Origin of the sequence: Nocardiopsis halotolerans DSM 44410 (genome assembly GCF_000341065.1) — a bacterium.
Taxonomy (GTDB): domain Bacteria; phylum Actinomycetota; class Actinomycetes; order Streptosporangiales; family Streptosporangiaceae; genus Nocardiopsis; species Nocardiopsis halotolerans.
Window position 1 is genome coordinate 39,074 of sequence record NZ_ANAX01000176.1, and the last position, 24,304, is coordinate 63,377.

General features: G+C 71.2%; 21 protein-coding genes and 2 pseudogenes. 12 read left to right on the top strand and 11 right to left on the bottom strand.

Annotation, left to right across the window (positions count from 1 at the left end):
- Positions 1-232: 232 nt before the first annotated feature.
- A complete protein-coding gene (locus D455_RS0113650; protein WP_026122605.1) occupies positions 233-2,212 on the bottom strand; it encodes a serine/threonine-protein kinase in 1,980 nt (659 codons plus the stop codon).
- Positions 2,213-2,477: 265 nt separating this feature from the next.
- Here D455_RS0113650 and D455_RS0113655 point away from each other — a divergent pair, with 265 nt between their 5' ends.
- The 3 genes from D455_RS0113655 to D455_RS0113665 all read left to right on the top strand — a co-directional run bounded on the left by D455_RS0113655 (position 2,478) and on the right by D455_RS0113665 (position 5,159).
- On the top strand, positions 2,478-3,461 hold the full coding sequence (locus D455_RS0113655) for a 4-(cytidine 5'-diphospho)-2-C-methyl-D-erythritol kinase (RefSeq protein WP_083922223.1): 984 nt from the start codon (positions 2,478-2,480) through the stop codon (positions 3,459-3,461).
- An 83-nt stretch (positions 3,462-3,544) separates the two neighbouring features.
- Entirely contained in the window at positions 3,545-4,249 is a 705-nt protein-coding gene (locus tag D455_RS0113660) for a thiamine pyrophosphate-dependent enzyme (protein WP_026122607.1), read from the top strand.
- 10 nt (positions 4,250-4,259) lie between these two features.
- A complete protein-coding gene (locus D455_RS0113665; protein ID WP_017571278.1) occupies positions 4,260-5,159 on the top strand; it encodes a transketolase family protein in 900 nt (299 codons plus the stop codon).
- 306 nt (positions 5,160-5,465) lie between these two features.
- Here the strand turns inward: D455_RS0113665 and D455_RS32900 are convergent.
- The 4 genes and pseudogenes from D455_RS32900 to D455_RS0113690 all read right to left on the bottom strand — a co-directional run.
- A pseudogene (locus D455_RS32900) lies at positions 5,466-6,281 on the bottom strand (carbohydrate ABC transporter permease); the annotation flags it as partial.
- Positions 6,278-7,234 (bottom strand): carbohydrate ABC transporter permease, encoded by a 957-nt coding sequence (locus D455_RS0113680; protein ID WP_026122609.1) that lies wholly within the window; start codon positions 7,232-7,234, stop codon positions 6,278-6,280. The gene D455_RS0113680 and the pseudogene D455_RS32900, both read right to left, overlap by 4 nt.
- Positions 7,231-8,589 carry an ABC transporter substrate-binding protein gene (locus D455_RS0113685; RefSeq protein WP_017571282.1) on the bottom strand — a complete coding sequence of 453 codons (1,359 nt, stop codon included), beginning with the start codon at positions 8,587-8,589 and terminating at the stop codon, positions 7,231-7,233. The genes D455_RS0113680 and D455_RS0113685 overlap by 4 nt, the downstream gene beginning before the upstream one ends.
- A 17-nt stretch (positions 8,590-8,606) precedes the next feature.
- Complete coding sequence (locus D455_RS0113690) at positions 8,607-9,608, bottom strand: zinc-dependent alcohol dehydrogenase family protein (RefSeq protein ID WP_017571283.1); 1,002 nt, start codon at positions 9,606-9,608, stop codon at positions 8,607-8,609.
- 184 nt (positions 9,609-9,792) lie between these two features.
- Between D455_RS0113690 and D455_RS0113695 the strand changes: the two genes are divergently transcribed.
- Both D455_RS0113695 and D455_RS0113700 read left to right on the top strand, forming a co-directional pair.
- Positions 9,793-10,731, top strand: coding sequence for a sugar-binding transcriptional regulator (locus D455_RS0113695; protein ID WP_017571284.1), 939 nt, complete (start codon positions 9,793-9,795; stop codon positions 10,729-10,731).
- A gap of 103 nt (positions 10,732-10,834) precedes the next feature.
- On the top strand, positions 10,835-12,613 hold the full coding sequence (locus D455_RS0113700; protein WP_017571285.1) for an ABC-F family ATP-binding cassette domain-containing protein: 1,779 nt from the start codon (positions 10,835-10,837) through the stop codon (positions 12,611-12,613).
- A gap of 34 nt (positions 12,614-12,647) precedes the next feature.
- Here the strand turns inward: D455_RS0113700 and D455_RS34175 are convergent, their stop codons facing one another.
- Positions 12,648-12,953, bottom strand: coding sequence for a hypothetical protein (locus D455_RS34175; protein WP_017571286.1), 306 nt, complete (start codon positions 12,951-12,953; stop codon positions 12,648-12,650).
- Between the two features lie 179 nt (positions 12,954-13,132).
- Here D455_RS34175 and D455_RS0113710 point away from each other — a divergent pair, with 179 nt between their 5' ends.
- Positions 13,133-13,627 (top strand): glutathione peroxidase, encoded by a 495-nt coding sequence (locus D455_RS0113710; protein ID WP_040684845.1) that lies wholly within the window; start codon positions 13,133-13,135, stop codon positions 13,625-13,627.
- Between the two features lie 42 nt (positions 13,628-13,669).
- Here D455_RS0113710 and D455_RS0113715 read toward each other — a convergent pair whose 3' ends face one another.
- The 4 genes from D455_RS0113715 to D455_RS0113730 all read right to left on the bottom strand — a co-directional run bounded on the left by D455_RS0113715 (position 13,670) and on the right by D455_RS0113730 (position 16,963).
- On the bottom strand, positions 13,670-14,650 hold the full coding sequence (locus D455_RS0113715; protein ID WP_017571288.1) for an SGNH/GDSL hydrolase family protein: 981 nt from the start codon (positions 14,648-14,650) through the stop codon (positions 13,670-13,672).
- An 89-nt stretch (positions 14,651-14,739) separates the two neighbouring features.
- Positions 14,740-15,249: a MarR family winged helix-turn-helix transcriptional regulator gene (locus D455_RS0113720; protein WP_017571289.1), complete on the bottom strand. Its 510-nt coding sequence runs from the start codon at positions 15,247-15,249 to the stop codon at positions 14,740-14,742.
- Positions 15,250-15,331: 82 nt separating this feature from the next.
- The gene (locus D455_RS0113725) at positions 15,332-15,988 is read right to left on the bottom strand and encodes a TetR/AcrR family transcriptional regulator (protein WP_193789433.1); all 657 of its coding nucleotides are present in this window, start codon (positions 15,986-15,988) and stop codon (positions 15,332-15,334) included.
- Positions 15,989-16,000: 12 nt separating this feature from the next.
- Positions 16,001-16,963: an acyl-CoA desaturase gene (locus tag D455_RS0113730; RefSeq protein WP_017571291.1), complete on the bottom strand. Its 963-nt coding sequence runs from the start codon at positions 16,961-16,963 to the stop codon at positions 16,001-16,003.
- 642 nt (positions 16,964-17,605) lie between these two features.
- On the opposite strand from D455_RS0113730, the gene glmU reads away from it, so the two are divergent.
- The 4 genes from glmU to pth all read left to right on the top strand — a co-directional run bounded on the left by glmU (position 17,606) and on the right by pth (position 21,748).
- Complete coding sequence (gene glmU, locus D455_RS0113735) at positions 17,606-19,066, top strand: bifunctional UDP-N-acetylglucosamine diphosphorylase/glucosamine-1-phosphate N-acetyltransferase GlmU (RefSeq protein WP_026122610.1); 1,461 nt, start codon at positions 17,606-17,608, stop codon at positions 19,064-19,066.
- Between the two features lie 17 nt (positions 19,067-19,083).
- The gene (locus tag D455_RS0113740; RefSeq protein ID WP_017571293.1) at positions 19,084-20,052 is read left to right on the top strand and encodes a ribose-phosphate diphosphokinase; all 969 of its coding nucleotides are present in this window, start codon (positions 19,084-19,086) and stop codon (positions 20,050-20,052) included.
- Between the two features lie 340 nt (positions 20,053-20,392).
- The gene (locus D455_RS0113745; RefSeq protein ID WP_017571294.1) at positions 20,393-21,010 is read left to right on the top strand and encodes a 50S ribosomal protein L25/general stress protein Ctc; all 618 of its coding nucleotides are present in this window, start codon (positions 20,393-20,395) and stop codon (positions 21,008-21,010) included.
- Positions 21,011-21,103: 93 nt separating this feature from the next.
- Positions 21,104-21,748 (top strand): aminoacyl-tRNA hydrolase, encoded by a 645-nt coding sequence (gene pth / locus D455_RS0113750; RefSeq protein ID WP_017571295.1) that lies wholly within the window; start codon positions 21,104-21,106, stop codon positions 21,746-21,748.
- A 326-nt stretch (positions 21,749-22,074) separates the two neighbouring features.
- Here the strand turns inward: pth and D455_RS0113755 are convergent, their stop codons facing one another.
- Entirely contained in the window at positions 22,075-23,238 is a 1,164-nt protein-coding gene (locus D455_RS0113755; RefSeq protein ID WP_017571296.1) for an endo-1,4-beta-xylanase, read from the bottom strand.
- Between the two features lie 163 nt (positions 23,239-23,401).
- Here D455_RS0113755 and D455_RS35365 point away from each other — a divergent pair.
- A pseudogene (locus tag D455_RS35365) lies at positions 23,402-23,500 on the top strand (LacI family DNA-binding transcriptional regulator); the annotation flags it as partial.
- 274 nt (positions 23,501-23,774) lie between these two features.
- A partial coding sequence (locus tag D455_RS35370) for a substrate-binding domain-containing protein (protein ID WP_017571297.1) occupies positions 23,775-24,304 on the top strand: 530 nt, incomplete at its 3' end.

Below are 24,304 nucleotides of genomic sequence, written 5' to 3' on the forward strand. Positions count from 1 at the left end.
CACGTCCTCGCATTCGGATCACCGCCGACCGTCGGCGGGCGGTGCCCACGGTCTCAGGAGAGGCGGACGGGGAGTGACCGCTTCTCCGGGATCACGCGGGAATCGTGCGGCGGGCCTCGGCCGGGTCGTCCACAGGTGGGCGCCCGACGCGGTCCTCCGGATGTACGGGGCCCACCCGTCCGGGCGGCATGGTGCCGCCCTCGGGCGGCGCCCGCCCGAGGGCGGTCCGCGTTCAGTTCGCCAGGTCCCCGATGCTGATCTCCGTGGGCTCCGCGCCGGGCCTGTGGCTCAGGATCACCGTGCGCGCCTCCTCACCCTCGAGGAGCATGAACACGATCTCGCCCTTCGCGGTCTCGCCGGGCGATATCCCCGACGGATCCCAGAGCGAGGCGCCGGACTCGCGCGTGGTCGGCGCCTCGGCCTCGACGACGCCGCTCTCGCTGGTCCGCATGGCCTGCCCCTCGAAGTCGAACCTCACCACGTCGTCGCCGACGTTCGACAACTCCAGCCGCACCACGCAGTAGTGCCCGCTGTCGTTGATCGGGGTCGAGCGGATGTTGTACTCGGTCAGGCCGCAGGTGACCTGGTTGATCTCGTACTCGACCGCACGGTCGGGCGAGGCGGCCGACACCTCGCCGGGAGCGGAGGCCGGGGGCGCGTCGTCGTCGACCGGGGGGTCCTCCGCGTCCGGAGCGGCGTCCGTCTGCTCGGAGGTGTTCTGCTGGGCGCCTCCGCCGTTTCCCGGAGCCGACGAGTCGTCCATGTTCACCAGCACGGCCACGAGGATGGCCAGTACCACCAGCAGCGCCACGGCGGCCACCACCAGAGCCATGATGAGGCCCTTGCGCCGGTTGGGCGCGACGGGCTGGTGCGGGGGCGGCGGCACCGGCGGCACGTACGGCTGCGGCCCCCGGCGGTTCGCCTGCTGGCGGTCCGGAACCATCGGGATCGGTCCCGTCGACGCCGGGTGCGGTGCCGGGGGCGGCCCGGTGGCGGGCCTGGGCGGTTGCGCCTGTCCACCCGGGGCCTGGCCTCCTGGCGCCTGCCCGCCCGGCGCCTGACCCGGCGCCTGCCCGCCCGGCGCCTGACCCGGTGCCTGGCCGCCCGGGTGCGGGGCGGAGGGGTGGACGGTGGCCGGGTGGCCCTGCGGAGGCCCCTGGGGGCGCGGGAAGTTGCCCGTCTGGTGGGCGGGCGGGGGCATGGGCGCGGGCGGCGCGGCCTGGTACTGGCCGGGAGCCGGAGGCCGCATGCCCGCCATGTTCTGGGGGCCGGGGCCCTGCTGCGGGTGCGGCATCCCGTGCGGGGGCACCGGGGGCAGGTTCGGCCGCCACGACTGGTGCAGCGCGTTGGACACCATGTCGTTGGGGTTGGTGTTGTCCTCGCCGCCCGCCAGTTCCAGCAGCAGGTCCTGCGCGGTGGGGCGGCGGCCCGGCTCCTTGGCCAGCGCGCGCGTGACCAGGCGGTCCAGGGGACTGACCAGGTTGCCGATCTGGGGTTCGGCGAACAGCACCCGCTTGCCCAGCGTCATGGCGTCGCCGTTGCCGAAGGGGTGGGTGCCGTTCCCGGCGAAGGCCACCAGGCACCCCCAGGCGAAGATGTCCGCCGAGGTGGTGACCTTCTCCTCCAGCAGCTGTTCGGGCGCCATCCATCCCGGGCTGCCCATGACGATGCCGGTCTGGGTGTGGTTCGTGAGGGTGTTCATCGCGCGCGCGATGCCGAAGTCGATCACCCGGGGTCCGGAGAGCGACAGCAGCACGTTGGCGGGCTTGAGGTCGCGGTGGACCAGCCCGGTGCGGTGGATGGCGGCCAGGGCGGCGGCCACGCCCAGCGCGAAGCCGTGCAGCGTCGAGGAGTCCAGGGGACCGTTCTCGGCGATGTGTTCGGCCAGGGCGGTGCCCGCGATGTACTCGGTCACCATGTAGGGACGGTTCTCGAACGTCCCGTGGTCGAGCACCTTGGCGGTGCAGAAGGAGGCGACCTTGCGGGCGTTCTCCATCTCGTCGCGGAACCGCGCCCGCGTCGCCTCGTCGAAGGCGAGCTCCGGGCGGATGACCTTGATGGCTACCTGGTTGTTCCGTTCGGGCGCGCTGCCCAGGTAGACGGTCCCCATGCCGCCGCTACCCAGCTTCCCGGACAGCACGTAGGGACCGATGGTGGCCGGATCTCCGGCTGCCAGCGGTTCCAGGTTCTTCGGGAGCCCATCCGACGGCAAGCGACCCTCCCCGACGGTGTCCAAACTCCGCCTCGCCCCAAGGTAGCGGTGTTTGTGCCCGGATTCCCACTCACGTGCCTGGCGGGGCCGTTCTGGGGGCGGGCGGTGACTGACATGACAGTGGTGACGATCCCCGGAACGCGGCCGGAGTTCCCGATTTCCTTCGGTAACGGCGTTCGCGCCGGTGGGAAGGGGTGAACACACCGGCGCCCCTGGAGGGCTACGTGTTCACGCAAGGTGGGGGTTCCTTTACGATTGGGGACTCGTGACCGTTAATACCACCGTAACCGTGCGGGTCCCCGCGAAGGTGAACCTCCAGTTGGCGGTGGGGCCCAGACGTGAGGACGGGTTCCACGACCTCGTCAACGTGTTCCACGCCGTCTCGCTGTTCGATGAGGTTACCGTCCGGGAGGCCCTCTCGCGTCGACCGAGCCCCTCCGAGGGCACCGGGTCCGCGGCGGGGCCGGTCCTGGCGGAGCTGACCGCGGGCGGCTCGCTGGGATCCCACCTGTCCCGTGTGCCCCTGGACGCGTCCAACCTCGCCGCGCGCGCCGTCACCCTCCTGGCGGAGGGGACCGGTCGGGGAACCCCGGTCGCGGTCCACCTGGACAAGCACATCCCCGTGGCGGGCGGTATGGCCGGGGGGAGCGCGGACGCCGCGGCCACCCTGCTGGCCTGCGACCGCCTGTGGGGCTGCGGCCTGTCCGAGGAGGAACTGGTCGGGTACGCGGCCGATCTGGGCAGCGACGTGCCCTTCGCGCTGCTGGGGGACACGGCGGTGGGCCTGGGGCGCGGGGAGATCCTGCGGCCGATGCCCAGCCCCGGCCGGTTCCGCTGGGTCTTCGCGCTGTCGGCGCAGGGGCTGTCCACGGCCAGCGTGTTCGGTGAGTACGACCGTATCCGCCCGGACGCCCCCGAGCCGAGACTGGACCGGGCGCTGGCGGACGCGCTCGCCAGCGGCGATCCCGTGGCTCTGGGGGCCGCTCTGACCAACGACCTTCAGGAGGCGGCGCTCTCCCTGCTGCCGGAGCTGGAGCGGACCCTGAAGACCGGCGGCGGCGCGGGGGCCCTGGGCTCCCTGGTGTCGGGCTCCGGTCCGACCTGTGCGTTCCTGGTCGGCGGGGGAGGCGAGGCGGAGTCGGTCGTGGCGGAGCGCGAGGCCGCCGTCGTGGAGGCGCTGGAGGGCAGCGGGCTGTGCGAACAGGTCGTGGTCGCGGACGGGGACGTCCCCGGGGCCATGATCGTGTGAGGTAAATCACCTCAGTCTTTCCTGATGGGCGGGGTCGGGTGCGAGTTGACCTCAACTTAGGTTGAGGCCGAACACTGGTGGCCATGACGACCGCAGCCGCCCTCACGCGCTACGCCGACCTCCCCGCCCTCATCGGGCTCATGGAGGGTGACGAGAAGCACAAGGGAGCCGCCCACTCGACGCTCGACGTGGTGTGGGTGCTCTACGACCGTGTGCTGGCCGTCACCCCCGGGACCGCCGACGACCCGGCCCGGGACCGGTTCCTGCTCTCCAAGGGACACGGGCCCGCCGCCTTCTACGCCGTGCTCGCCGCCAAGGGCTTCCTGGACGTGCCCACACTGCGGAGCTGGACGGCCTTCGACTCGCCGCTCGGCCACCATCCGGACCGGGTGCTCGTGCCCGGTGCGGAGATCGGCAGCGGTTCACTCGGCCACGGACTGCCCCTGGGCCTGGGCACCGCGCTGGGCCTGCGCGCCCGGGGAGTCCACCGCGCCGACGGCGCCGAACCCCGCGTCGTGGTGCTCGTCGGTGACGGTGAACTCGACGAGGGCAGCAACCACGAGGCCATCGCGGTCGCCGGCCGCCTCGGCGCGGACAACCTCACCGTCGTCGCCGTGGACAACGCCTCCTCCTCCCACGGGTGGCCCGGTGGGATCGGCGCGCGCTTCGAGGTCGAGGGCTGGACCGCCCGCGACGTCCACGGACGCGACCACGACGCCCTGTACGAGGCACTCACCCGGCCCCACCCCGGACGGCCGCTGGCCGTCGTCGCCCGCGTCCGCTCCTAGGAGACCCGCCATGCGTGACACCTTCGCCGCCACCGTCAACCAGGCCATGGACGAGGACCCCCGTGTGGCCGTCGTCCTGGCCGCCATCTCCGCGAACATGTTCCGCGCCTCCGCCGCCCGTCACCCCGGGCGGGTGATCGACGTGGGCATCCGCGAGCAGGCCATGATCGGCGTGGCCGGAGGACTGGCCCTGGCCGGGATGCGCCCGGTCGTGCACAGCTACGCGCCGTTCCTGGTGGAGCGGCCCTTCGAGCAGATCAAGCTCGACCTCGGCCACCAGGGCGTCGGCGCCGTCCTGGTGAGCATCGGGGGTTCCTACGACGCCGCCGAGGAGGGACGCACCCACCAGGCGCCCGGCGACGTGGCGCTGCTGGACACCCTGCCGGGATGGACCGTGTACGCGCCGGGGCACCCCGACGAGGTACGCGGCGCCCTGGAGGCGGCGGTTCCGGGGGACCACCCGGTGTACGTACGGCTGTCGGGCACCGCGAACCGGACGGCGCTGCCCGTCAACGGGCGCCTCAGCGTGCTGCGGACGGGCTCGCCCCGCTCGGCCGGGGTGGTGGTGGCCGTCGGGCCGATGCTGGACCGGGTGCTGGAGGCCACCGCCGACCTGGACGTGACGGTCGCCTACACGTCCACCGTGCGGCCGTTCGACCGCGACGGGCTGAGCGAGCTGGTCGGCGCGGCGGGCAACGCCGACGTGCTGGTGGTGGAGCCGTACCTGCGGGGGACCTCCGCGCACGAGGTCGCCGAGGCCCTGGGAGACCGCCGCCACCGGCAGTCGAACCTGGGAGTGGCCCGGGACCGCGAGGTGCGCGCCTACGGGACCCCCGCGCAGCACGCGCGGGCCCACGGGCTGGACACCGAGGGAATCGCCAAGGCCGCCAGGGACTTCTTCCTGGTGTGAGGGGTGTTCTCGGGGCCTCCGGCCCGCCCGCCGTGGGTGCTGGGCGATGCCTTGGGGGAGGCCGCGTACCCGTGGCCCCGGTCCCGCCCGCCGGGAGCGCTCCGCGCCGGGCGGGCCGCCACCCTCAGGCGCTCCGCGCCGGGGCGGCCCCCGGACGTTCCGTGCGGTTCCCGAGCCCCGTGGACGCCGGGCCACACACTCCTCCGGACCCGCCCGGGGCCCCGCGTGGTGAGGCCCCGGGCGTTCTCGTGTCCGGCCCCGTCCGTCTACTTCACGGCGCCCATCGACAGGCCCCCCCCCCGCCGNCGCCATGACGGCGGCCGCCGACAGCTGCGCCACGAACAGGCCCTCACTCGTGATGAACCCGGTGAGGAACACCGGCACGGTGGAGGCCTGGGCCGCGGTGAGGTTCACCGCGAAGAAGAACTCGTTCCACGCGAAGATCATGCAGATCAGGGCGGTCGCCGCGATGCCCGGGGCCATGATCGGCATCATCACCGACCACAGGACGCGCGGCAGGCCCGCGCCCTCCACCCTGGCGGCCTCCACGATCGCCTTGGGCACCTCCAGGAAGAACGAGCGCAGCATCCACACGGCGATGGGCAGGTTCATCGCCGTGTACAGGACGACCAGGGTCCACACGTTGTCCAGCATCGACAGTTCCGCGGCGGCGACGTAGATCGGCAGCACGACCGCCACCACCGGCAGCATCTTCGTCGAGATGAAGAAGAACAACACGTCCTGGGTGCGCTTGACCGGAGCGACCGACAGCGCGTAGGCGGCGGGCAGGCCGAGCACCAGCACCAGCACCGTGGACGCCAGGGTGGCGATCAGCGAGTTGCTCAGGAACGGGAGGAAGTCGGCGCCCAGCACGGTGGAGAACCGGTCGAGCGTCGGCTGGAAGAAGAGCGTCGGAGGGTCGGTCGCCGCCTGGTTCTCCTCCTTGAACGCGGTCAGCACCATCCACAGCACCGGTGAGACGAACACCAGGCCGACGAACCAGGTGAACACGGTGAGGGCGGTGCCTCCCGCGCCGCCCGGGAAACGGCGCCTCTGACGGGACGCGCGCCCGCTGGAGGCGGCTGCCGCCTCCGCGGGGCGTTCGGGGGCTTGGGCGGTCACGAGCTCGCCTCCTGTGCGTTCATGAACGAGCGGAAGATCAGCCGCAGGGCCAGCATCGCCACGATGATGGTGCCGACCACCACGACGACGCCCATGGCCGCGGACTGGCCGATGTCGAACCCGAGGAAGGTCCGCTGGTAGATGTAGAAGGGCAGGTTGGAGCTGGCGGTGCCGGGACCGCCCTGGGTCATCATGTAGATCGTGTCGAAGGTGTTCACCACGTAGATCGACCCCAGCAGCACGCCCAGCTCGATGTAGCGGCGCAGGTGCGGCAGGGTGATCCAGACGAACATCTGCCACCGGGTCGCGCCGTCGACCTGTCCCGCCTCCAGCACGTCGTCGTTCTGGCTCTGCAGGCCCGCCAGCACCAGCAGCATCATGAACGGCGTCCACTGCCAGACCAGCGCGACCACCACCGACAGCACCGGCGCCTGGGAGATCCAGTCGAGCGTGTCGACCCCGAACGGCGACAGCAGGAAGTTCACCAGGCCGAACACCGGGTCCAGCATGATGTGCTTCCACAGCAGCGCCGTGGCCACGGGCAGCACCAGGAACGGGGTGATGACGAGCGTGCGCACCACGCCGCGCCCCCAGAACCTGCGGTCCAGCAGCAGCGCGAGCCCGATGCCCAGCAGCATCGCCACGATGACGCAGGAGGCGGTGATCAGCACCGTGTTCCCCGCGGCCCCGAGGAACTGCCGGTCGGTGAACACCGACACGTAGTTGGCCAGGCCGATCCACGCCTGGGAGTCCGGGCGCAGCAGGTTCCACGACCGGAGCGAGTAGACGATCGTCGCCAGGAACGGCAGCTGGGTGACGATCAGCATGAACACCAGCGCGGGCAGGAGCGGTGCCCGGCGCACCCACCCGGACGAGCGTGCCTCCCGTCTCGGTCGGACACGCGGGGACGGCGCCGCGGGCGCCTCACGCGCGGGCGCGGTCGCAGCGCTCATCGGTCATCCTCCTTGTAGGCCTCACCGACGGTCTCGGCGTACTCCTGGCTCTGTTCGAGCGCCTCTTCGACGGTGATCTGTCCGGCCACCGCCGCGCTGAGCTGCTGACTGACCCGGGTGCCCAGGTCCTGGAACTCGGGGATGGCGAGGAAGCCGATGCCCTCGTAGGGGACCGGGCGCGTACCCGGGTCCTCGGGATCGGCCCGCCGGATGCCTTCGAGCATGGGCTCGGCGTAGGCCTCCGAGACCTCCTGGTACTCGGGGACCTCGAACGTGGAGAGCCGGTTGCCGGGCGGCACCCGCTCCCAGCCGTACTCCTCGGCGACGGTGCGGACGTACTCCTTGTTGGTCATCCACTCCAGGAACTCCCAGGCCTCCTCCTTGTTGTCGGAGGTGGAGGGGATCGCCAGGGACCAGGTGTAGAGCCAGCCGCCGTAGTCGGTCTCGGCCACCGGCGCCGGGGCGTAGCCGTTGAGCCCCGCCACGACGCTTGCGTCGGCGTCCTCCAGCGTGCTGACCATGGCGGTGGCGTCGTAGAACATGGCGGCCCGGCCCTGGGCGTAGTGGTTCAGGCAGTCACCGAACCCGCTGTTGGCGGCGCCCGGCTGGCCGTGTTCACGCACCAGGTCCACGTAGAACTCGGCCGCGCGGCGGAACTCGGGGGAGTCGAGTTCGGCGTTCCAGTCCTCGTCGTACCAGCGACCGCCGAAGGTGTTCAGGAGGCTGTTGAAGGGGCTGAGGATCTCGCCCCAGCCCGCGAGGCCGCGCATGCAGATTCCGGAGACTCCGGGCTCCACACCGTCGAGTTCGGCGGCCAGGTCGGCCACCTCCTCCCAGGTGGGGTTCTCGGGCATCTCCACGCCGGCCTTCTCGAACAGGTCCTCCCGGTAGGCGACGAAGGAGGACTCGCCGTAGAAGGGCACCGAGTACATGTCGCCCTCGTGGGACAGGCTCTCCCGGAGGGAGGGGATGAAGTCCTCCTGGTCGTAGCCCTCGGACTCGTCCATGAAGGGTTGCAGGTTCTCGATCCAGCCGTACTCGGCCCACTGACGGGTCTCGTAGTTGCTGATCATGACGACGTCGAACGCGTCCGCGCCGGTCGACACGGAGATGGTGATCTTGGCGCGGGCCTCGTTCTCCGGCAGCGACACGAAGTCGACCTCGACGCCGGGGTGTTCCGCCAGGAACTGCTCCTGGAGGGAGATCGCGTCCTGCATCTGGGGATTGGACACGATCGCGACGGTCAGGTGCGCGGTGCCGTCGTCGGAGGCGGTGGCGCCCGCTCCGGCACACCCTGTGAGCAGCAGCCCAACGGTGCCCAGGGCGGTCGCGCGGGTGACGGGGGTGATGTGCACGATGCTGTCTCCCGGGGTCAGGCGTTCTCGTCGGGGACGACCTGGATCTTCACCCCGGCGCCCGAACGCATCATGGACAGCGCCTCGGGGAACTTCTCCAGCGGCAGGGCGTCCGTGAGCAGCGGAGCCGTCTCCACCGCCCCGGAGCCGATGAGGTCCACGGCCGCGCCGAAACTGTGCAGCACGGCCATGGAGCCCACGACGGTGATCTCGTCGTTGTAGACGCGGAACGGCGACAGGGACACCCGGGCCGTGTCCTCGGCGACGCCGAAGACCAGCAGGCGCCCTCCCCTCCTGAGGGAGTCGAAGGCCGCCTCGATGGCCTGGGGAGCACCCGTGACGTCCACCGCGGCGTCGAAGCGCTCGTCGCCCAGGTCGGACGTGTCGGACGCGGTGGCACCGGCGCCCAGGTCGGCCGCGATGGCCAGGCGGCGGGTGTTGCGGTCGACCACCGTGACGTGCGCGCCCGAGCGCTGGAGCAGCTGCTGGAGGAGGAGGCCCATGGTCCCGGCGCCCACCACCAGGAAGCGTTCGCCGGCCTCCACCCCGATGCGCCGCACGCCGTGGACCGCGCAGGACAGGGGCTCGACGAGGGCGCCCTCGCGCATGCTCATCGAGTCGGGGATGCGGTAGCAGTTGGCGGCGGGAACGGCCACGTACTCGGCGAACGCGCCGTCGACGGTGTCGCCGATCGCGCCCCAGTTGGCGCACAGGTTGCCGCGTCCGGCGCGGCAGTACCCGCAGTGCCCGCAGAACAGGGAGGGGTCCACGGCCACGCGGTCGCCCGGTCGCAGGCCCCCCGGGGCGCGGTCGCCGACGGCGGTGACCGTCCCGGCGAACTCGTGTCCCGGCACCAGCGGGTAGGGGCTGGGCGGGAACTCCCCGTCGGCGATGTGCAGGTCGGTTCCGCAGATCCCGCAGGCGCCGACCCGGACCACCACGCCGTCGGGGGCGGGCTCGGGGTCGGGTCGGTCGCCCACGGCGAGGGAACCCGGTTCGGTGATGATGGCGGCACGCACGTGTGGGCCTCTCCCTGAATGCTCGTTGTGCTCATGTGAGCGATAAGGATCACAGATGTTTCGCTCATTGAACGCCCCCGGGAAACGCGGTGTCAATGGGAAGGACACAATCGAGTACACTCCTGCACATATGAGCGATCGGCGTGGTGACCTTCAGGAAGCGGCCCCGAGCGGCCCGGCGGAGATGGTGCGGCTCGCCTCGATCGCCCGCAGGTTCTACCTGGAGGGGCGGTCGAAGGTGGAGATCGCCGAGGAGTTCGGGCTGAGCAGGTTCAAGATCGCCCGGGACCTGGAGACCGCGAGGGCCAGCGGGATCGTCCGCATCGACATCCGGCTGCCCGCGCGGCTGGACGTGGACCTGTCCGAGCGGGTGAGCGCGGCCTTCGGCCTGCGCCGGACGATCGTCGTGGACGCCTCGGAGGACCCCCTGGAGACGCGCCGGGCGCTGGGGTCGGTGGCGGCGCGGCTGCTGGCGGAGATCGTGCGGCCCGGCGAGGTGCTGGGCCTGGCCTGGAGCAGGGCGCTCCAGGTGATGGGCGCCGACATGGTCGAGCTGCCGAGGTGCACGGTGGTGCAGCTGAACGGGGTGCTCTCCGAGCACGCGGAGGACGGAGGGTCGGTCGAGACGGTGCGCCACGCGGCGGCGCTGTCGGGCGGACCGGCGTACCCGATCTACGCGCCGCTCATCCTGCCGGACGCGGCGACGGCGGCGACCCTGAGGGCCGACCCGGGCATCGCCTCCGCGTTCGCGCACTACGACCGGTTGACGACGGCCGTGGTGGCGATCGGCGGCTGGGACGAGCGGAACTCGACCGTGTTCCAGGCGCTGGACCCGGGGTCCCGGGCCCGGTACACGGCACTGGGCGTGTGCGCGGAGATGTCCGCCCAACTGTTCGACGCCGAGGGCAACCAGGTGCACAGCGATCTGGACGAGCGCGTCATCAGCGTCCGTGCCGACCAGCTGCGCGAGGTGCCGGAGGTGGTGGCGGTCGCCGGTGCCGGGGACGAGGCGAAGGCCAGGGCGGTCGGCGCGGCGCTCCGGAGCGGCCTGGTGTCGACGCTGGTGACGGACAGCGCGGTGGCGCGGACCCTGCTCGACGAGGCGCCGTCGCCGGGGGAGTGAGGCGCGGATCCCGCCCGACGGACGTGCCCGTGGGGCGGTTCCGTCCGACGGAGGCGCCGGGTGGGGCGCGGGCACCGTGCCGGTGCCGCCACAATGGAGAGCGATGAATCTGGTCAATCTTCAGGACGTGTCCCTGGCCTACGGGCCGCTCGTGCTCCTCGACAAGGTGTCGCTCGGAGTCGAGGAGAACGAACGCATCGGCGTCGTCGGCCGTAACGGCGGCGGCAAGTCCACGCTCATCTCCGTGCTCTCCGGCATCACCGAACCCGACTCCGGGCGGGTCGTGCACAACCGCGGGCTGCGCATCGGCTTCCTGCACCAGCGCGACACCTTCCCCGACTCCACGGTCGGGGAGTTCGTCCTGGGCGACCGCGCCGAGCACGAGTGGGCGGGCGACGCCCGCATCCGCGACATCCTGCGCGGTCTCCTCGGCGGCTGGGACCTGGACATCCCCATGAGCGGCCTCTCCGGCGGTGAGCGCCGCCGCTCCGGCCTGGCCCGGCTCCTGGTCGACGACCACGACCTCATCGTCCTGGACGAGCCCACCAACCACCTCGACATCGAGGGCATCGCCTGGCTCGCCGAGCACCTGCGCGCCCGGTCGGAGTCCCTCGTGGTCGTCACCCACGACCGCTGGTTCCTGGACGCCGTCACCACCCGCACCTGGGAGGTCGGGCGCGGCACGGTCGAACGCTACGAGGGCGGTTACGCCGCCTACGTCCTGGCCAAGGCCGAGCGCGAGCGCCAGGCCGCCGCGGCCGAGGAACGCCGCCAGAACCTCATGCGCAAGGAGCTGGCCTGGCTGCGCCGCGGCGCCCCGGCCCGCACCTCCAAGCCCAAGTTCCGCGTCGAGGCGGCCAACCAGCTCATCGCCAACGAGCCGCCGCCCCGCGACACCGTCGAACTGGTCAAATTCGCCAGCTCACGGCTCGGCAAGACCGTCATCGACCTCAGGAACGTGACGGCGACCGTCCCCGACCGGGTCCTGCTCGACCACCTCACCTGGCAGCTGGGCCCCGGCGACCGGGTCGGCCTGGTCGGGGTGAACGGCGCGGGCAAGTCCACCCTGCTCAGGATCCTCGCGGGGGAGCGCGAGCCCGACTCCGGAAGCGTGCGCACCGGCCGGACGGTCCGGCTCGCCCACCTGTCCCAGAACGTCGCCGAACTCGATCCCAGGGCGCGCCCCCTCCAGGCGGTCATGGACGTGCGCGAGCACGTCACCATCGGCAAGCGCGACTACACCGCCAGCCAGATGCTGGAGCGGTTCGGGTTCCGGGGAGAGCGCCAGTGGACCCCGATCGGCGACCTGTCCGGCGGTGAGCGGCGCCGCCTCCAGCTGCTGCGCCTGCTCATGGACGAGCCCAACGTGCTGCTGCTGGACGAGCCCACCAACGACCTGGACATCGAGACCCTCACCGAGCTGGAGGACCTCCTCGACGGCTGGCCCGGGTCCCTCGTCCTGGTCAGCCACGACCGCTACTTCCTGGAGCGCATCACCGACCGCGTGCTGGCTCTGATGGGTGACGGCGGCCTGGCGTTCCTGCCCGGCGGCGTGGACGAGTACCTCCGGCGCCGAGCGGAGAGCACGGGGGAGGCCACCGTGCCGATGGGCGCCTCCGAGACCGCCACGGCCGGGACCCGGTCGGAGCGCCCCGCCGTGTCGGCCGCCGAGCGGCGTACCGCGCAGAAGGAGATGCAGCGCGTCGAGCGGCGCATGGACCGGATCACCAGGCGTGAGACGGAACTGCACGAGCTGATGGCCGCCGCGGCCGACGACTACGCCAGGCTCTCCGAGCTGGACGCCGAGGCCAAGACCCTCGCCGCCGAGCGCGGGGAGCTGGAGGAGGTCTGGCTGGAGCAGGCCGAGATCGCCGGGGACTGAGTCCGCGGCGGGCGGCGCGCGGCACGACCGGGGTTCACCGCGCGCCGCGTGGCAGAGCCAGGAGCCGACCCGTGATGACGCTGCCGTGGAAGGTGCGCACGGCGACGACCACCCAGGCGGCCACGAGCGCGAGGTAGAGGGCGTCGGCGAGCCACGCGACGGAGACCGATCCGGTGTGGAGGCCGCCCGCGGCGTTCTGCTGTTCCTCGACGCACGCGGATTCACCGTTTCCGACGAGGTCCGTCAGCGCGTCGAGGCCTGTACCGACCTGGAGACCCCGGAGGGGTGGATGCGGCGCTCCGCCAGGGTGGAGCGCCCCGAGGACCTCCTCGACTGACATCCACCGACCCCGCGACAGGCCCCGGAGCATGTCCTCCGGGGCCTGTCGCGTGCCTGACGGCTGTACCGTGCGCGTTTCCCGGGGGAGAATCCCACCCACGGCGGTGCGTGGTTCCGAACACACCCGTGGACGCGGCACGCGTCGAGTACCGGCATCCGAGAAGGCAGGAAGTGGACACCATGGCCGTCCTGGACCTGGACGACATCCCCGTGACACTGATCGACGGGCGTCAGACGACGTTCGGCGAGTGGTCCGGCAAGGTGAGGCTCGTGGTCAACGTCGCCTCGCGCTGCGGCCTCACCCCGCAGTACGCCCAGCTGGAGAAGTTGCAGCACGAGTACGGCGACCGGGGGTTCACCGTCCTCGGCTTCCCCAGCAACCAGTTCTTCCAGGAGTTCGGCGGTGAGGACAGGATCGCCGAGTACTGCTCCACGACCTGGGGCGTCACCTTCCCCATGATGAGCAAGGTGAAGGTCAACGGCGGAAGCCGCCACCCGCTCTACGCCCAGCTCACCTCGGTCCCCGACGCCGACGGCAGGGCCGGGCGGGTGAGGTGGAACTTCGAGAAGTTCCTCGTCCTCCCCGACGGCGCCGTCCACCGCTTCCGCCCCGCGACCCCGCCGGACGCTCCCGAGATCACCGCGCTCATCGAGAAGGCGCTCCCCGGCGGCTGACCCGGCGTCCCGGTGGCCCCGCCCGGGGCCACCGGGAGACGCTCAGTCGACCTGTTCGGCGAAGACGGCGGCGATCCTCTTCGCCCCCGCCTCGTTGGTGTGGATGTCCGGCCCCCGGTCGAGGTTGCACATCCACGTGTAGTCGCAGACGTTCTGGAGGTTCGTCGGCATCCCGGTGTCGCTGTCCGCGGGCACCTCCCCGTTCGTGGACTCGAAGGCCGCTCCCACGTCCGCCACCTCGACCCCCGCCGCCTGGTAGGTCGCGGTGAGCGACTCGTTCAGCTCGGTGAGGATGTCCACCGACCGCTCCGCGAGCTCGTCGCCTCCGGTCGTCTCGGTCTCCGCCCCGTCCCCGGGCGCGGCGCTCTCCTCCGCCGCCTCACCGGCGGCCTCCTCGGCGGCCTCGGCCGCCTCCTCCGCGGGCTCGTCGTCCAACAGCAGGAGCGCCAGGAACGGGTTGTAGTAGGTCATCCCGATGATCTGCGTGTCGGGCCCGGCCGCCGCTCGCAGACGCTCGGCGATCACGGGGACCTCGGTCTCCACGCGCTCCAGCCCGTCGGCCACGCACTCCTCGTCGATACCGATGTCCTCCGGGCCGTCCGGCTCGCCGTCGGGGTCCCGCACGCCCTCCACACAGCGGGTGAAGTTGTTCCCGCCGATGGTCAGCGTCACCAGGTCGACCTGACCCCCGTGCTCGGCCAGGAACGCCTCGGCCTCCTCCAACTGCGAACCCTGCTCGTAGCGCTCGTCGCAGTGGGGCAGCCCGCCCTCGACGAAGGTGGTGGTGTCCTCGCCCCCGCACCCCATCCGCTCGTGGCGGAGCGTGGAGTCGGAGTCGTACAGGGTGCGGTAGAGCACGTCCGTGTACCCGTTCGCGGTCTCCTCGGGGTCGCCGCTCTCGTCGGGCTGCACGCCCACGGTCAGCGAGTCCCCCAGGGACAGGTAGTAGCTCGGGGCCGCCGCCGACTCCTCGTCGGCACCGCCGCATCCAGCGACCAGTACGGCCACGCCCACCGCTGCCATCCACCGGTTTCTCAACTGTGATCTCCAAAGCCCGGAATGTGGTTCGCGCCCGGACGCGGGCCCGGCGAGGGACGGGTACCGCTCGGTAACTAGCTTTGCGAAGTCTCCGGCCCCTTGTCGAGGGGGCTCAGGAGGCTTCTCAGTAACGATGCCAGCTGCTTGCGGTCTCCGTCGGCCATGGGGGCCAACAGGGTCTCCTCGTAGCTCAGGAGCGACACCATGGCCGCGTCGATGCGCTCGGCGCCCTGCTCGGTCAGCCGGACCAGGACCCCTCGCTTGTCGGCGGGGTCGGGGCGCCGCCGCACCAGCCCGGCCGCGGCCAGACGGTCCACCCGGTTGGTCATGGTCCCCGAGGTCACCAGGGTGGCGCGCAGCAGCCGCCCCGGGCTCAGTTCGTACGGGGGACCGGAGCGGCGCAGTTCGGAGAGCACGTCGAACTCCCAGGGCTCCAGGGCGTGCTCGGTGAAGACGGTGCGCCGGGCACGGTCCAGGTGACGCGCGAGCCGCGACACCCGGCTGAACACCTCCAGCGGAGTCACGTCCACATCCGGGCGTTCGGAGCGCCACGCCTCGATCAGCCCATCCACCTCATCGCGCATGGGGACAGCTTATCTCTTGACATCAAGATAGTGGGGCGGGTATGCCGCGCACACCCGCCCCGTACACCCGTGTTCACGGGGGTCAGCCCGTCCCGCGCCGTCCGGGATTCAGTCTCGGCTTCGGCTCCAGGCTCGACAGGCCGTTCCACGCCAGGTTGACCAGGTGCGCGGCGACCACCTCGCGCCGGGGTCTGCGCACCTCCAGCCACCACTGGCCGGTCAGCGCCCACATGCCCACCAGGGCCTGGGAGTACATGGGCGCGAGTCCGGGGTCGTAGCCGCGCTCGGCGAACTCGTCGACCATGATGTGCTCGACCTGGCTGGCGATGTCGTTGATCAGACTGGCGAAACTTCCCGTGCCGGAGGCCACGTGCGAGTCACGGGTCAGCACCCGGAACCCCACCGTGTTCTCCTCCACGTAGCGCAGCAGGGCCATGGCCGCGTTCTCGATCTTGCTCCGCGCGCTGTCGGCGGTGAGGGCCTCGCCCATCATCCCGAGGAGGGTGCGCATCTCCCGGTCGACCACGACCGCGTAGATGCCCTCCTTGCCGCCGAAGTGCTCGTACACCACGGGCTTGGACACACCGGCCCGCGCGGCGATCTCCTCGACGGAGGTCGCGTCGAACCCGCGTTCGGCGAACAGCTCCCGGCCGATCTCCACAAGCTGTTGCCGACGCTCCTTGCCCGTCATGCGCTTGCGGCGCACGCGGACCCTCGAATCGCTGTCGGCTGCTCCCATGATGGCTCGATCCTAGACGCTGACCCGTTTGGCGGCGAGTCGCTCGTTGTTGGGCCAGCGGACCTTGCTGGCCCAGCCGAGCTTCTCGAAGATCCAGATGACCCGGGCGGAGATGTCGATCTGGCCCTTGAGCACACCGTGGCGCGCGCAGGTGGGGTCGGCGTGGTGCAGGTTGTGCCAGGACTCGCCGAAGGACGGGATGGCCAGCCACCACACGTTGCGGGAGCGGTCGCGCACCTCGAAGTTCTCCTCGCCGATGGTGTGGCAGATGGAGTTGATCGACCAGGTCACGTGCTGGAGCAGGGCCATGCGCACCAGGCTCGCCCAGAAGAAGGCGGTGAACGCGCCCCACCAGGACATGGTGACCAGTCCGCCGATGAGGGCCGGACCGCCCAGGGAGAACAGCATGATCGGCACGAACAGCTTGTCGACCAGGACGATGTCCTTGTCCTTGAGCAGGTCGGGCGCGAAGCGGCGCGGCGAGGTCTTCTTCTCGTCCAGGTACATCCACGCCATGTGCGCGTAGAACATGCCCTTGGCGACCGACTTCCAGTCGTCGCCGAAGCGCCACGGCGAGTGCGGGTCGCCCTCGGCGTCGGCGTACTTGTGGTGGCGGCGGTGGTCGGCCACCCACTTGATGACGCTGCCCTCGATGGCCATCGAACCCGCGATCGCGAGCGCGACACGCAGTGGACGCTTCGCCTTGAAGGAGCCGTGCGTGAAGTGGCGGTGGAAGCCGACCGTGATGCCCAGCCCGCCGATCAGGTAGAAGACCGCGCCGATGACGACGTCGGTCATGGTCAGGCCCCAGCCCCAGAAGAAGGGCACGGAGGCGGCCAGTGCGATCAGCGGCACGAACACGAACGCGAAGACCGTGTACCGCTCGGCCTTCCCGCGGAGTTCGGGCTCGTACTCGGGAATCGGCTCGCGTTTGCGCTCGGTTTTCTCGCTCGGCAACTCGGGAGCAGCGGTCATGGTTCGTCCTCGCTGTCAGGCCGTCAGGCAACGTTCGTCGCGGTCAGGACGGCGTCCGAGGGGCGTGGTGTGCCCGTCGGGACGACCCAACCTATTCCTACGTAACCGTAACCTACGATGCCGTAGGTTTGGCAAGCCCTCCATGAAAGGCGCTATCTTGGTCCCTGGCGTACGGGTGCGACGTGTTCCACCCCGACGCGTTCCCGGATGATGTAATCGGCAGCATGTGGGGTTTTGGTCCCCATCGTCCAGGTTCGAGCCCTGGTCCGGGAGCCCTTCCCGAGCGTGTCCGCGCTCCGCCCGCGCGCGGCGGACCCGTAGGAGGCCTTCCCCTACCCGCGTGGTCCGGTCCCACACGCCGTGGACGACCGCCCCGGTCGCGGACCGGTCGCGGACGTCCACGCCCGCCGGACCGGACGGCGCGGTGTATCTCACACCGGACCCGGAAACCGGCGTCACAGGCGCGACCGGACGACGGCCGCTCACCTCGGTGTCACGCGCCCGTGGGGCGCCTGTGACGCGCATGTATCCTTCCCATGTCGGCCGCTGGTCATCCGACGGCCGCCCGTGCGGCATGCGGGTCGCGCCGCCGAAGGGTGAGCCGACAGATCAGTCACCAGCTATCCACGAGGGGCTCCTTCAGTGAGCGTGAACCGTCCGGCTGCCGTCATCGTCCTCGCGGCGGGCGAGGGCACCCGAATGAAGTCGAAGCTTCCCAAGATGCTCCATGAGATCGGTGGCCGCAGCATGCTCGGCCACGTGCTCACGGGAGCCCGGGAGCTCGACCCCCAGCACCTGGTCGTGGTCGTCGGCCATGGCCGCGACCAGATCAGATCCCACCTGGAGGAGGTCGCTCCCGAGGTGACCACCGCGGTCCAGGAGGAGCAGAACGGCACCGGACACGCCGTGCGCATGGCCGTCGAGGATCTGGCCGCCAGAGGCATCGAGCTCAGCGGCACCGTGGTCCTGACCTGCGGCGACACCCCGCTCCTGCGTGGCTCCACCCTTGTCGAGCTCGTGGCCGCCCACGAGAAGGAGGGCAACGCCCTCACCGCGCTCTCCGCGCGCGTCCCCGACCCCCACGGCTACGGACGCATCGTCCGCGACGCCGACGGCGAGTTCACCGGGATCGTCGAGCACGCCGACGCCACCCCCGAGCAGCACGCGATCGACGAGATCAACTCGGGCATGTACGCCTTCGACGGCGCCCTGCTCGCCGAGGTCGTCCAGCGCCTGTCCACGGACAACGCCAAGGGCGAGGAGTACGTCACCGACGCCGTCGCCCTGCTGCGCGCCGACGGCCACCGGGTCGGAGCCTGGGCCGCCGACGACTGGCACGAGGTCCAGGGCGTCAACAACCGCGTCCAGCTCTCCGAGGCCCGCCGCGTCCTCAACGACCGACTGCTCGCCGAGCACATGCTCGCCGGGGTCACCGTCGTCGACCCCGCCACCACCTGGGTGGACGTCCAGACCACCATCGGCCGCGACGTCCTGCTCGAACCGGGTACCCGGCTGCGGGGCGCCACCACCGTCGGCGAGGACGCCGTGGTCGGCCCCCGCGCGGACCTGAAGGACACGGTCGTGGGCGCCGGCGCCGAGGTGCGCGAGACCACGGCCGACGGCGCCGAGATCGGCCCCGGGGCCACGGTCGGCCCCTACACCTACCTGCGGCCGGGCACCCGCCTGGCCGAGCGGGCCAAGGCCGGTGCCTTCGTCGAGGTCAAGAACTCGAACGTCGGCACCGGGTCCAAGATCCCGCACCTGACCTACGTCGGGGACGCGGACATCGGAGTGGGCAGCAACATCGGCTGCTCCTCGGTGTTCGTCAACTACGACGGGGTCAACAAGTCCCGGAGCGTCATCGGCGACCACGTGAGGATCGGCAGCGACAACACCATCGTCGCGCCGGTCCACGTGGGCGACGGCGCCTACTCCGGGGCGGGGACCGTGGTCCGCGACGACGTGCCGCCCGGTGCCCTGGCGGTCTCCGAGGGGCACCGCCAGCGCAACGTCGAGGGTTGGACCCGCCGCAAGCGGCCGGGTACGCCCTCCGCCGAGGCGGCGGAGCAGGCCGATCGGCACAGAGCCGACGACAAGCAGTGACTGTGGGGGAGAAACACGTGACCGGGATGAAGGCCACCGGCCAGAAGAACCTGATGCTCTTCTCGGGGCGCACACACCCGAGCCTGGCCGAGGAGGTCGCGAAGGAACTGGGGATCGACGTGGTCCCCACCCGGTTCGACACCTTCGCCAACGGTGAGATCTTCGTCCGCTACCTGGAGTCGGTGCGCGGCTCGGACGCGTTCGTCATCCAGTGCCACTCCGATCCGATCAACGAGTCCATCATGGAACAGCTGATCATGGTGGACGCGCTCAAGCGCGCGTCCGCCAAACGGATCACCGTGGTGGCGCCGTTCTTCGGCTACGCCCGGCAGGACAAGAAGCACCGTGGTCGCGAGCCCATCTCCGCCCGCCTGATGACCGACCTGTTCCGCACCGCGGGCGCCGACCGGATGATGGCCGTCGACCTGCACACGGACCAGATCCAGGGCTTCTTCGACGGCCCGGTGGACCACCTGTTCGCGCTGCCGATCCTGGCCGACCACGTCGGCAGCAGGGTCGACCACTCCGAGATCACGGTGGTCTCCCCGGACGCGGGCCGCGTGCGCACCGCCGACAAGTGGGCGGACCGCCTCGGAGCCCCGCTGGCCATCATCCACAAGCGCCGCGACCCGGACGTGGCCAACCAGGTCCGGGTCCACGAGGTCGTCGGTCAGGTCAAGGGGCGCACCTGTGTGCTGGTGGACGACATGATCGACACCGGCGGCACCATCGTGAAGGCCTCCGAGGCCCTGTTCGAGCAGGGCGCGGCCAAGGTCCTGGTGGCCGCCACGCACGGCGTGCTGTCCGGTCCGGCGGCCGAGCGCCTCCAGAACTCGCGGATCTCCGAGGTGGTCATCACCAACTCGCTGCCCGTCCCCGAGGAGCGCTCCTTCGAGAAGCTGACCCAGCTCTCGATCGCCCCGCTGGTGGCCCGTGCCATCAGCGAGGTCTTCACCGACGGCTCGGTCACGAGCCTGTTCGAGTAGGACCCCGGGGCCCGTCCGCCGGTCGGGCGGGTCCCCCCACCTCCGCCGCCCGGTGGGACATGTTCGGAGTCGTCGGCGGAGCCATTAGACTTGACCGAGTGTCCCCGTGCCCAGGCGGAGCCTCATGAAGGCTGCGCGTGGAAGCGCGGGCAGGGGTGCGCGACGAGCGCTCCCGGGCCGGACGGGTCCGGTGGCGGCTCGCCGGGTACGCCTGGAACCAGGGCGGTCGCCTCCCTGCCTGCGGGCATTCCCCGCCGCGTTCCCCGCCGAGTGCGGGAATCGTTCGTACTACTGGAGTCGTGTTCCCCGTGCTGCGGGGTTGAACCCGAGGAGTTTTGTCGTGTCCGAGGTACGTATCGCTGCCGAGCCCCGCACGGAATTCGGCAAGGGCGCCTCTCGTCGCGCCCGCCGCGCGGGTAAGGTGCCGGCCGTCCTCTACGGCCACGGCACCGAGCCCCGCCACCTGAACCTGCCGGGCCACGAGCTCATGCTCGCCCTGAAGACCCCGAACGTCCTCATCCGTCTCGACGGTGTGGACAAGGACAACCTCGCCCTGCCCAAGAGCGTGCAGCGTGACGCCATCAAGGGCTTCCTGGAGCACGTCGACCTGCTGGTCGTCTCCAAGGGCGAGAAGGTCGAGGTCGAGATCCCGGTCCACCTGATCGGTGAGGTCAAGGCCCCGGGTGTGCTCACCCAGGAGCTCGTCACCGTGGCCGTCGAGGCCGAGGCCACCCACATCCCCGAGGGCGTCGAGTTCGTCGTCGACGGCCTGGAGGTCGGCGCCAGCCCGACCGCCGCCGACGTCAAGCTGCCGTCGGGCGTCACCCTGACCACCGACCCCGAGACCATCCTGCTGACCGTCTCCGCCCCCCGCGTGGAGGAGGAGCCGGAGACCGGCGAGGAGGCCGCCGAGGCCGCTGACGAGGCCGAGGCCGCCGCTGACGAGGCCTCCAAGTAGGCCCGTCCGAAACCACACACGACGACGCGCGGTTCCCGTCACAGGGGCCGCGCGTCCGTCGTGTCGGGCGCCGCCCCGGTAGGGTCGTGCCCCATGGGGAACTGGTGGGGCAGGCTGTTCGGCGGCGGCAGCGGCAGGAACGTCGGCGGAGAGAACGAGGACATGACCGAGACCGAGCGCTGGCTCGTCGTGGGGCTGGGCAACCCCGGGCCCAAGTACGCCGGGAACAGGCACAACGCCGGTTTCATGGTGGTGGAGGCGCTCGCCGGGAGCGAGCGCTGGAAGGCGCACAAGACGCACGCCGAGGTGGTGGAGACCCGCCTGGACGGTGTGCCCGCGGTGCTGGCCAAGCCGCGGAGCTTCATGAACCTGTCGGGCGGCCCGGTGTCCGGGCTGGCCCGTTTCTACAAGGTGCCGGTCGAACGGATCGTCGTGGTGCACGACGAGCTGGACATCGACTTCGGCGCGCTCAAGCTCAAGAAGGGCGGAGGCCCGGGCGGGCACAACGGTCTGAAGTCGATGACCTCGTCCCTGTCCAGCCCGGACTACATCCGGGTGCGCTTCGGGGTGGGCCGGCCTCCCGGCCGGATGGACCCGGCCGCGTACGTGCTCAGGGACTTCTCCTCCACCGAGCGCGCCGAGCTGGACCTCAACGTCGAGCGCGCCGCCGACGCGGTCCGCACCGTCCTCACCGACGGTCTGGGCCGGGCGCAGAACATCTACCACACCGCCGCCTGAGCCGGGGGCTCCCGGGTGTCGGGTGCGCCGACCACCTCGGCGACACCCGGGGCCGGCGGTCCGGCCCCGGAAGGGCCTCCGGCTCCGGCGCGGGCCGGGCGTCCGCACCGGTTCCGGGGAGGCCCCTGACGGCGGCACCCGGGGACGCCGCCTGACGCCCGGGCGGGAGGGCGCCAGGAGTGCCGTGCCGCGTCCGCCGACGGAGGACCGCCGGCGGACGTGCGGACCGGAACGCGCGGACCCGGGTGACCGGGAAGGGGTACGGGCCAGCCCCGTTCGTTGCTCAACCCCCTCACGTCACACCGGTGACGTTTCCGGTCAATCCGTTAACGGCCGTGACCGGCCCACGGCGGGCGGCCGTGCCCGTCGGACTTCTCCTCCAGCAGGGAGGACCGCAGGGCGAAGTAGGCGGGCTTGCGGTGGAAGTCCTCGTCCATGACGGTGGCCTCGCCCTCACCCTCGAAGAACACGGGGACCCACGAGTACCTGTCGGTGAAGCCCCAGATGGTGAAGGAGTCGCAGCCCTCCACGTTCACGCACGCGTTGAGCGCCCGTTCGTAGTAGTCGGCCTGCGTCCGGAGCTGCTCCCCGGTCGGCTCGCCGCCCTCCGGCAACCGCATGCGCACGTCCACCTCGGTCAGGGCCGTACCCAGGCCGAGGTCGTCGAAGCGCTGGAGGTTCTCCTCCAGGCTGCTCGGGAAGGGGTACTGCATGCTCAGGTGGACCTGGGCGGAGAACCCGTGCACCGGCACGCCGTCCGCGAGCAGCTCCTGCACGAGCTCGTGGTAGGCGTCGCTCTTGGCGTTGACGTCCTCCACGCCGTAGTCGTTGAAGTACAGCTCGGCCGAGGGGTCGGCCTCGTGCGCCCAGCGGAAGGCGTCCGCGATGATCCCCGGTCCGAGTTCGCGGATCCAGATGTTGTCCTCGGTGCGCAGCTCGCCCGAGGAGGTGAAGATCTCGTTGGCCACGTCCCACTGGTCGATCCGGCCCTCGTAACGGCCGACGACGGTCGTGATGTGGTCGTGCAGGATCTCGCGCAGCTCCTCGGCGGTGAAGTCGCCCTCCTCCAGCCACTCGGGGTTCTGGCTGTGCCAGAGCAGCGTGTGTCCGCGCACGTCCTGGCCGTGGCGCTCGGCGAAGTCCACGATGGCGTCGGCCATCCCGAAGTCGTACTCGTCCCGCGTGGGCCGGAGGTACTCCCACTTCATCTGGTTCTCGGGGGAGACCGAGCTGAACTCGCGGGCCAGGATCCTCCGGTACCTCCCGTCCGAGGTGAAGGGATCGGGGTAGTCCTGCTCCAGGTGGTGCCCGCCGCCGGCGACGGCGGTGCCGATGACGAGGCCCTCGGGCGCGGCCCAGCGCAGTGTGCCCGGCTTGGCGTACCTCGGGTGGTCGTGGTCGTGGTCCGGTGCGGCGGAGGCCGGAGCGGCCAGGGGGACCGACAGCGCCGCCGCGGTGAGGGCGGCGGTGATGAGGCGGACCGGCTTCATGGGGGGATCTCCAGTTCTGACGGCCGACGGAAGTTCCGGAAACTTCCGTAACATGTGGAAATGGACACTAAGCTGATGGCGTGCGGAGCGTCAAGATCCCGCCGCATCGCAGTGCCATCCCGACCAGCCGTGCTCGTACTCTGGGTGAGTACGAAGGAGGAGCATGTCCGACACCCCGCCACGAGACGTCACCATCTCCGCCATCGCCGCGGAGGCGGGCGTGTCCGCGCCGACGGTCTCGCGCGTCCTCAACGGCCGGGGCGACGTCGCCCCGGCCACGCGTGAACGCATCGAGACCCTGATCCGCGCCCACGGCTACCGGCGCCGGGGCAGTCGCACCCAGGAGCGGGCCGGCCTGCTCGACCTCGTCTTCAACGACCTCGACAGCCCGTGGGCGGTCGAGATCATCCGGGGCGTGGAGACCGCCGCGCACGAGGCGGGAACCGGGATCGTGGTGTCGGCGATCCACCGCAGGGCCAGTTCGACCCGCCAGTGGCTGGGGGAANCGTGCGCGCACCAGCGACGGCGCCATCCTCGTGACCACGGACCTGGACCCGGCGCTCCAGGCGGAGCTGAGGGAACTGCACGTGCCCGCCGTCGTCGTCGACCCGGTCGGGGTCCCGGACCTGGACACGCCCACGATCGGCGCCACCAACTGGGCCGGGGGCCTCAGCGCGACCGAGCACCTGATCCACCTCGGGCACCGGCGCATCGCCTTCGTCGCCGGGCGCCCCGAGCTGTGGTGCAGCCGCGCCCGGCTCGACGGGTACCGGGCGGGGCTGGAGACCGCGGGCCTGGCGGTCGAGGACGAACTGGTCGTGCCGGGCGAGTTCGCCTACGAGTCCGGCTTCCGCGCGGGAGAGAGGCTGTTCGACCTCGCCGACCCGCCCACGGCCGTGTTCGCGGCCAGCGACCAGATGGCCCTGGGCGTCTACGAGGCGCTGCGGCAGCGGGGCCTGAGGGTGCCCGCCGACGTCAGCGTGGTGGGTTTCGACGACCTGCCCGAGGCGCGCTGGTCGTCGCCGCCCCTGACCACGGTGCGCCAGCCGCTGGCCGACATGGGCAG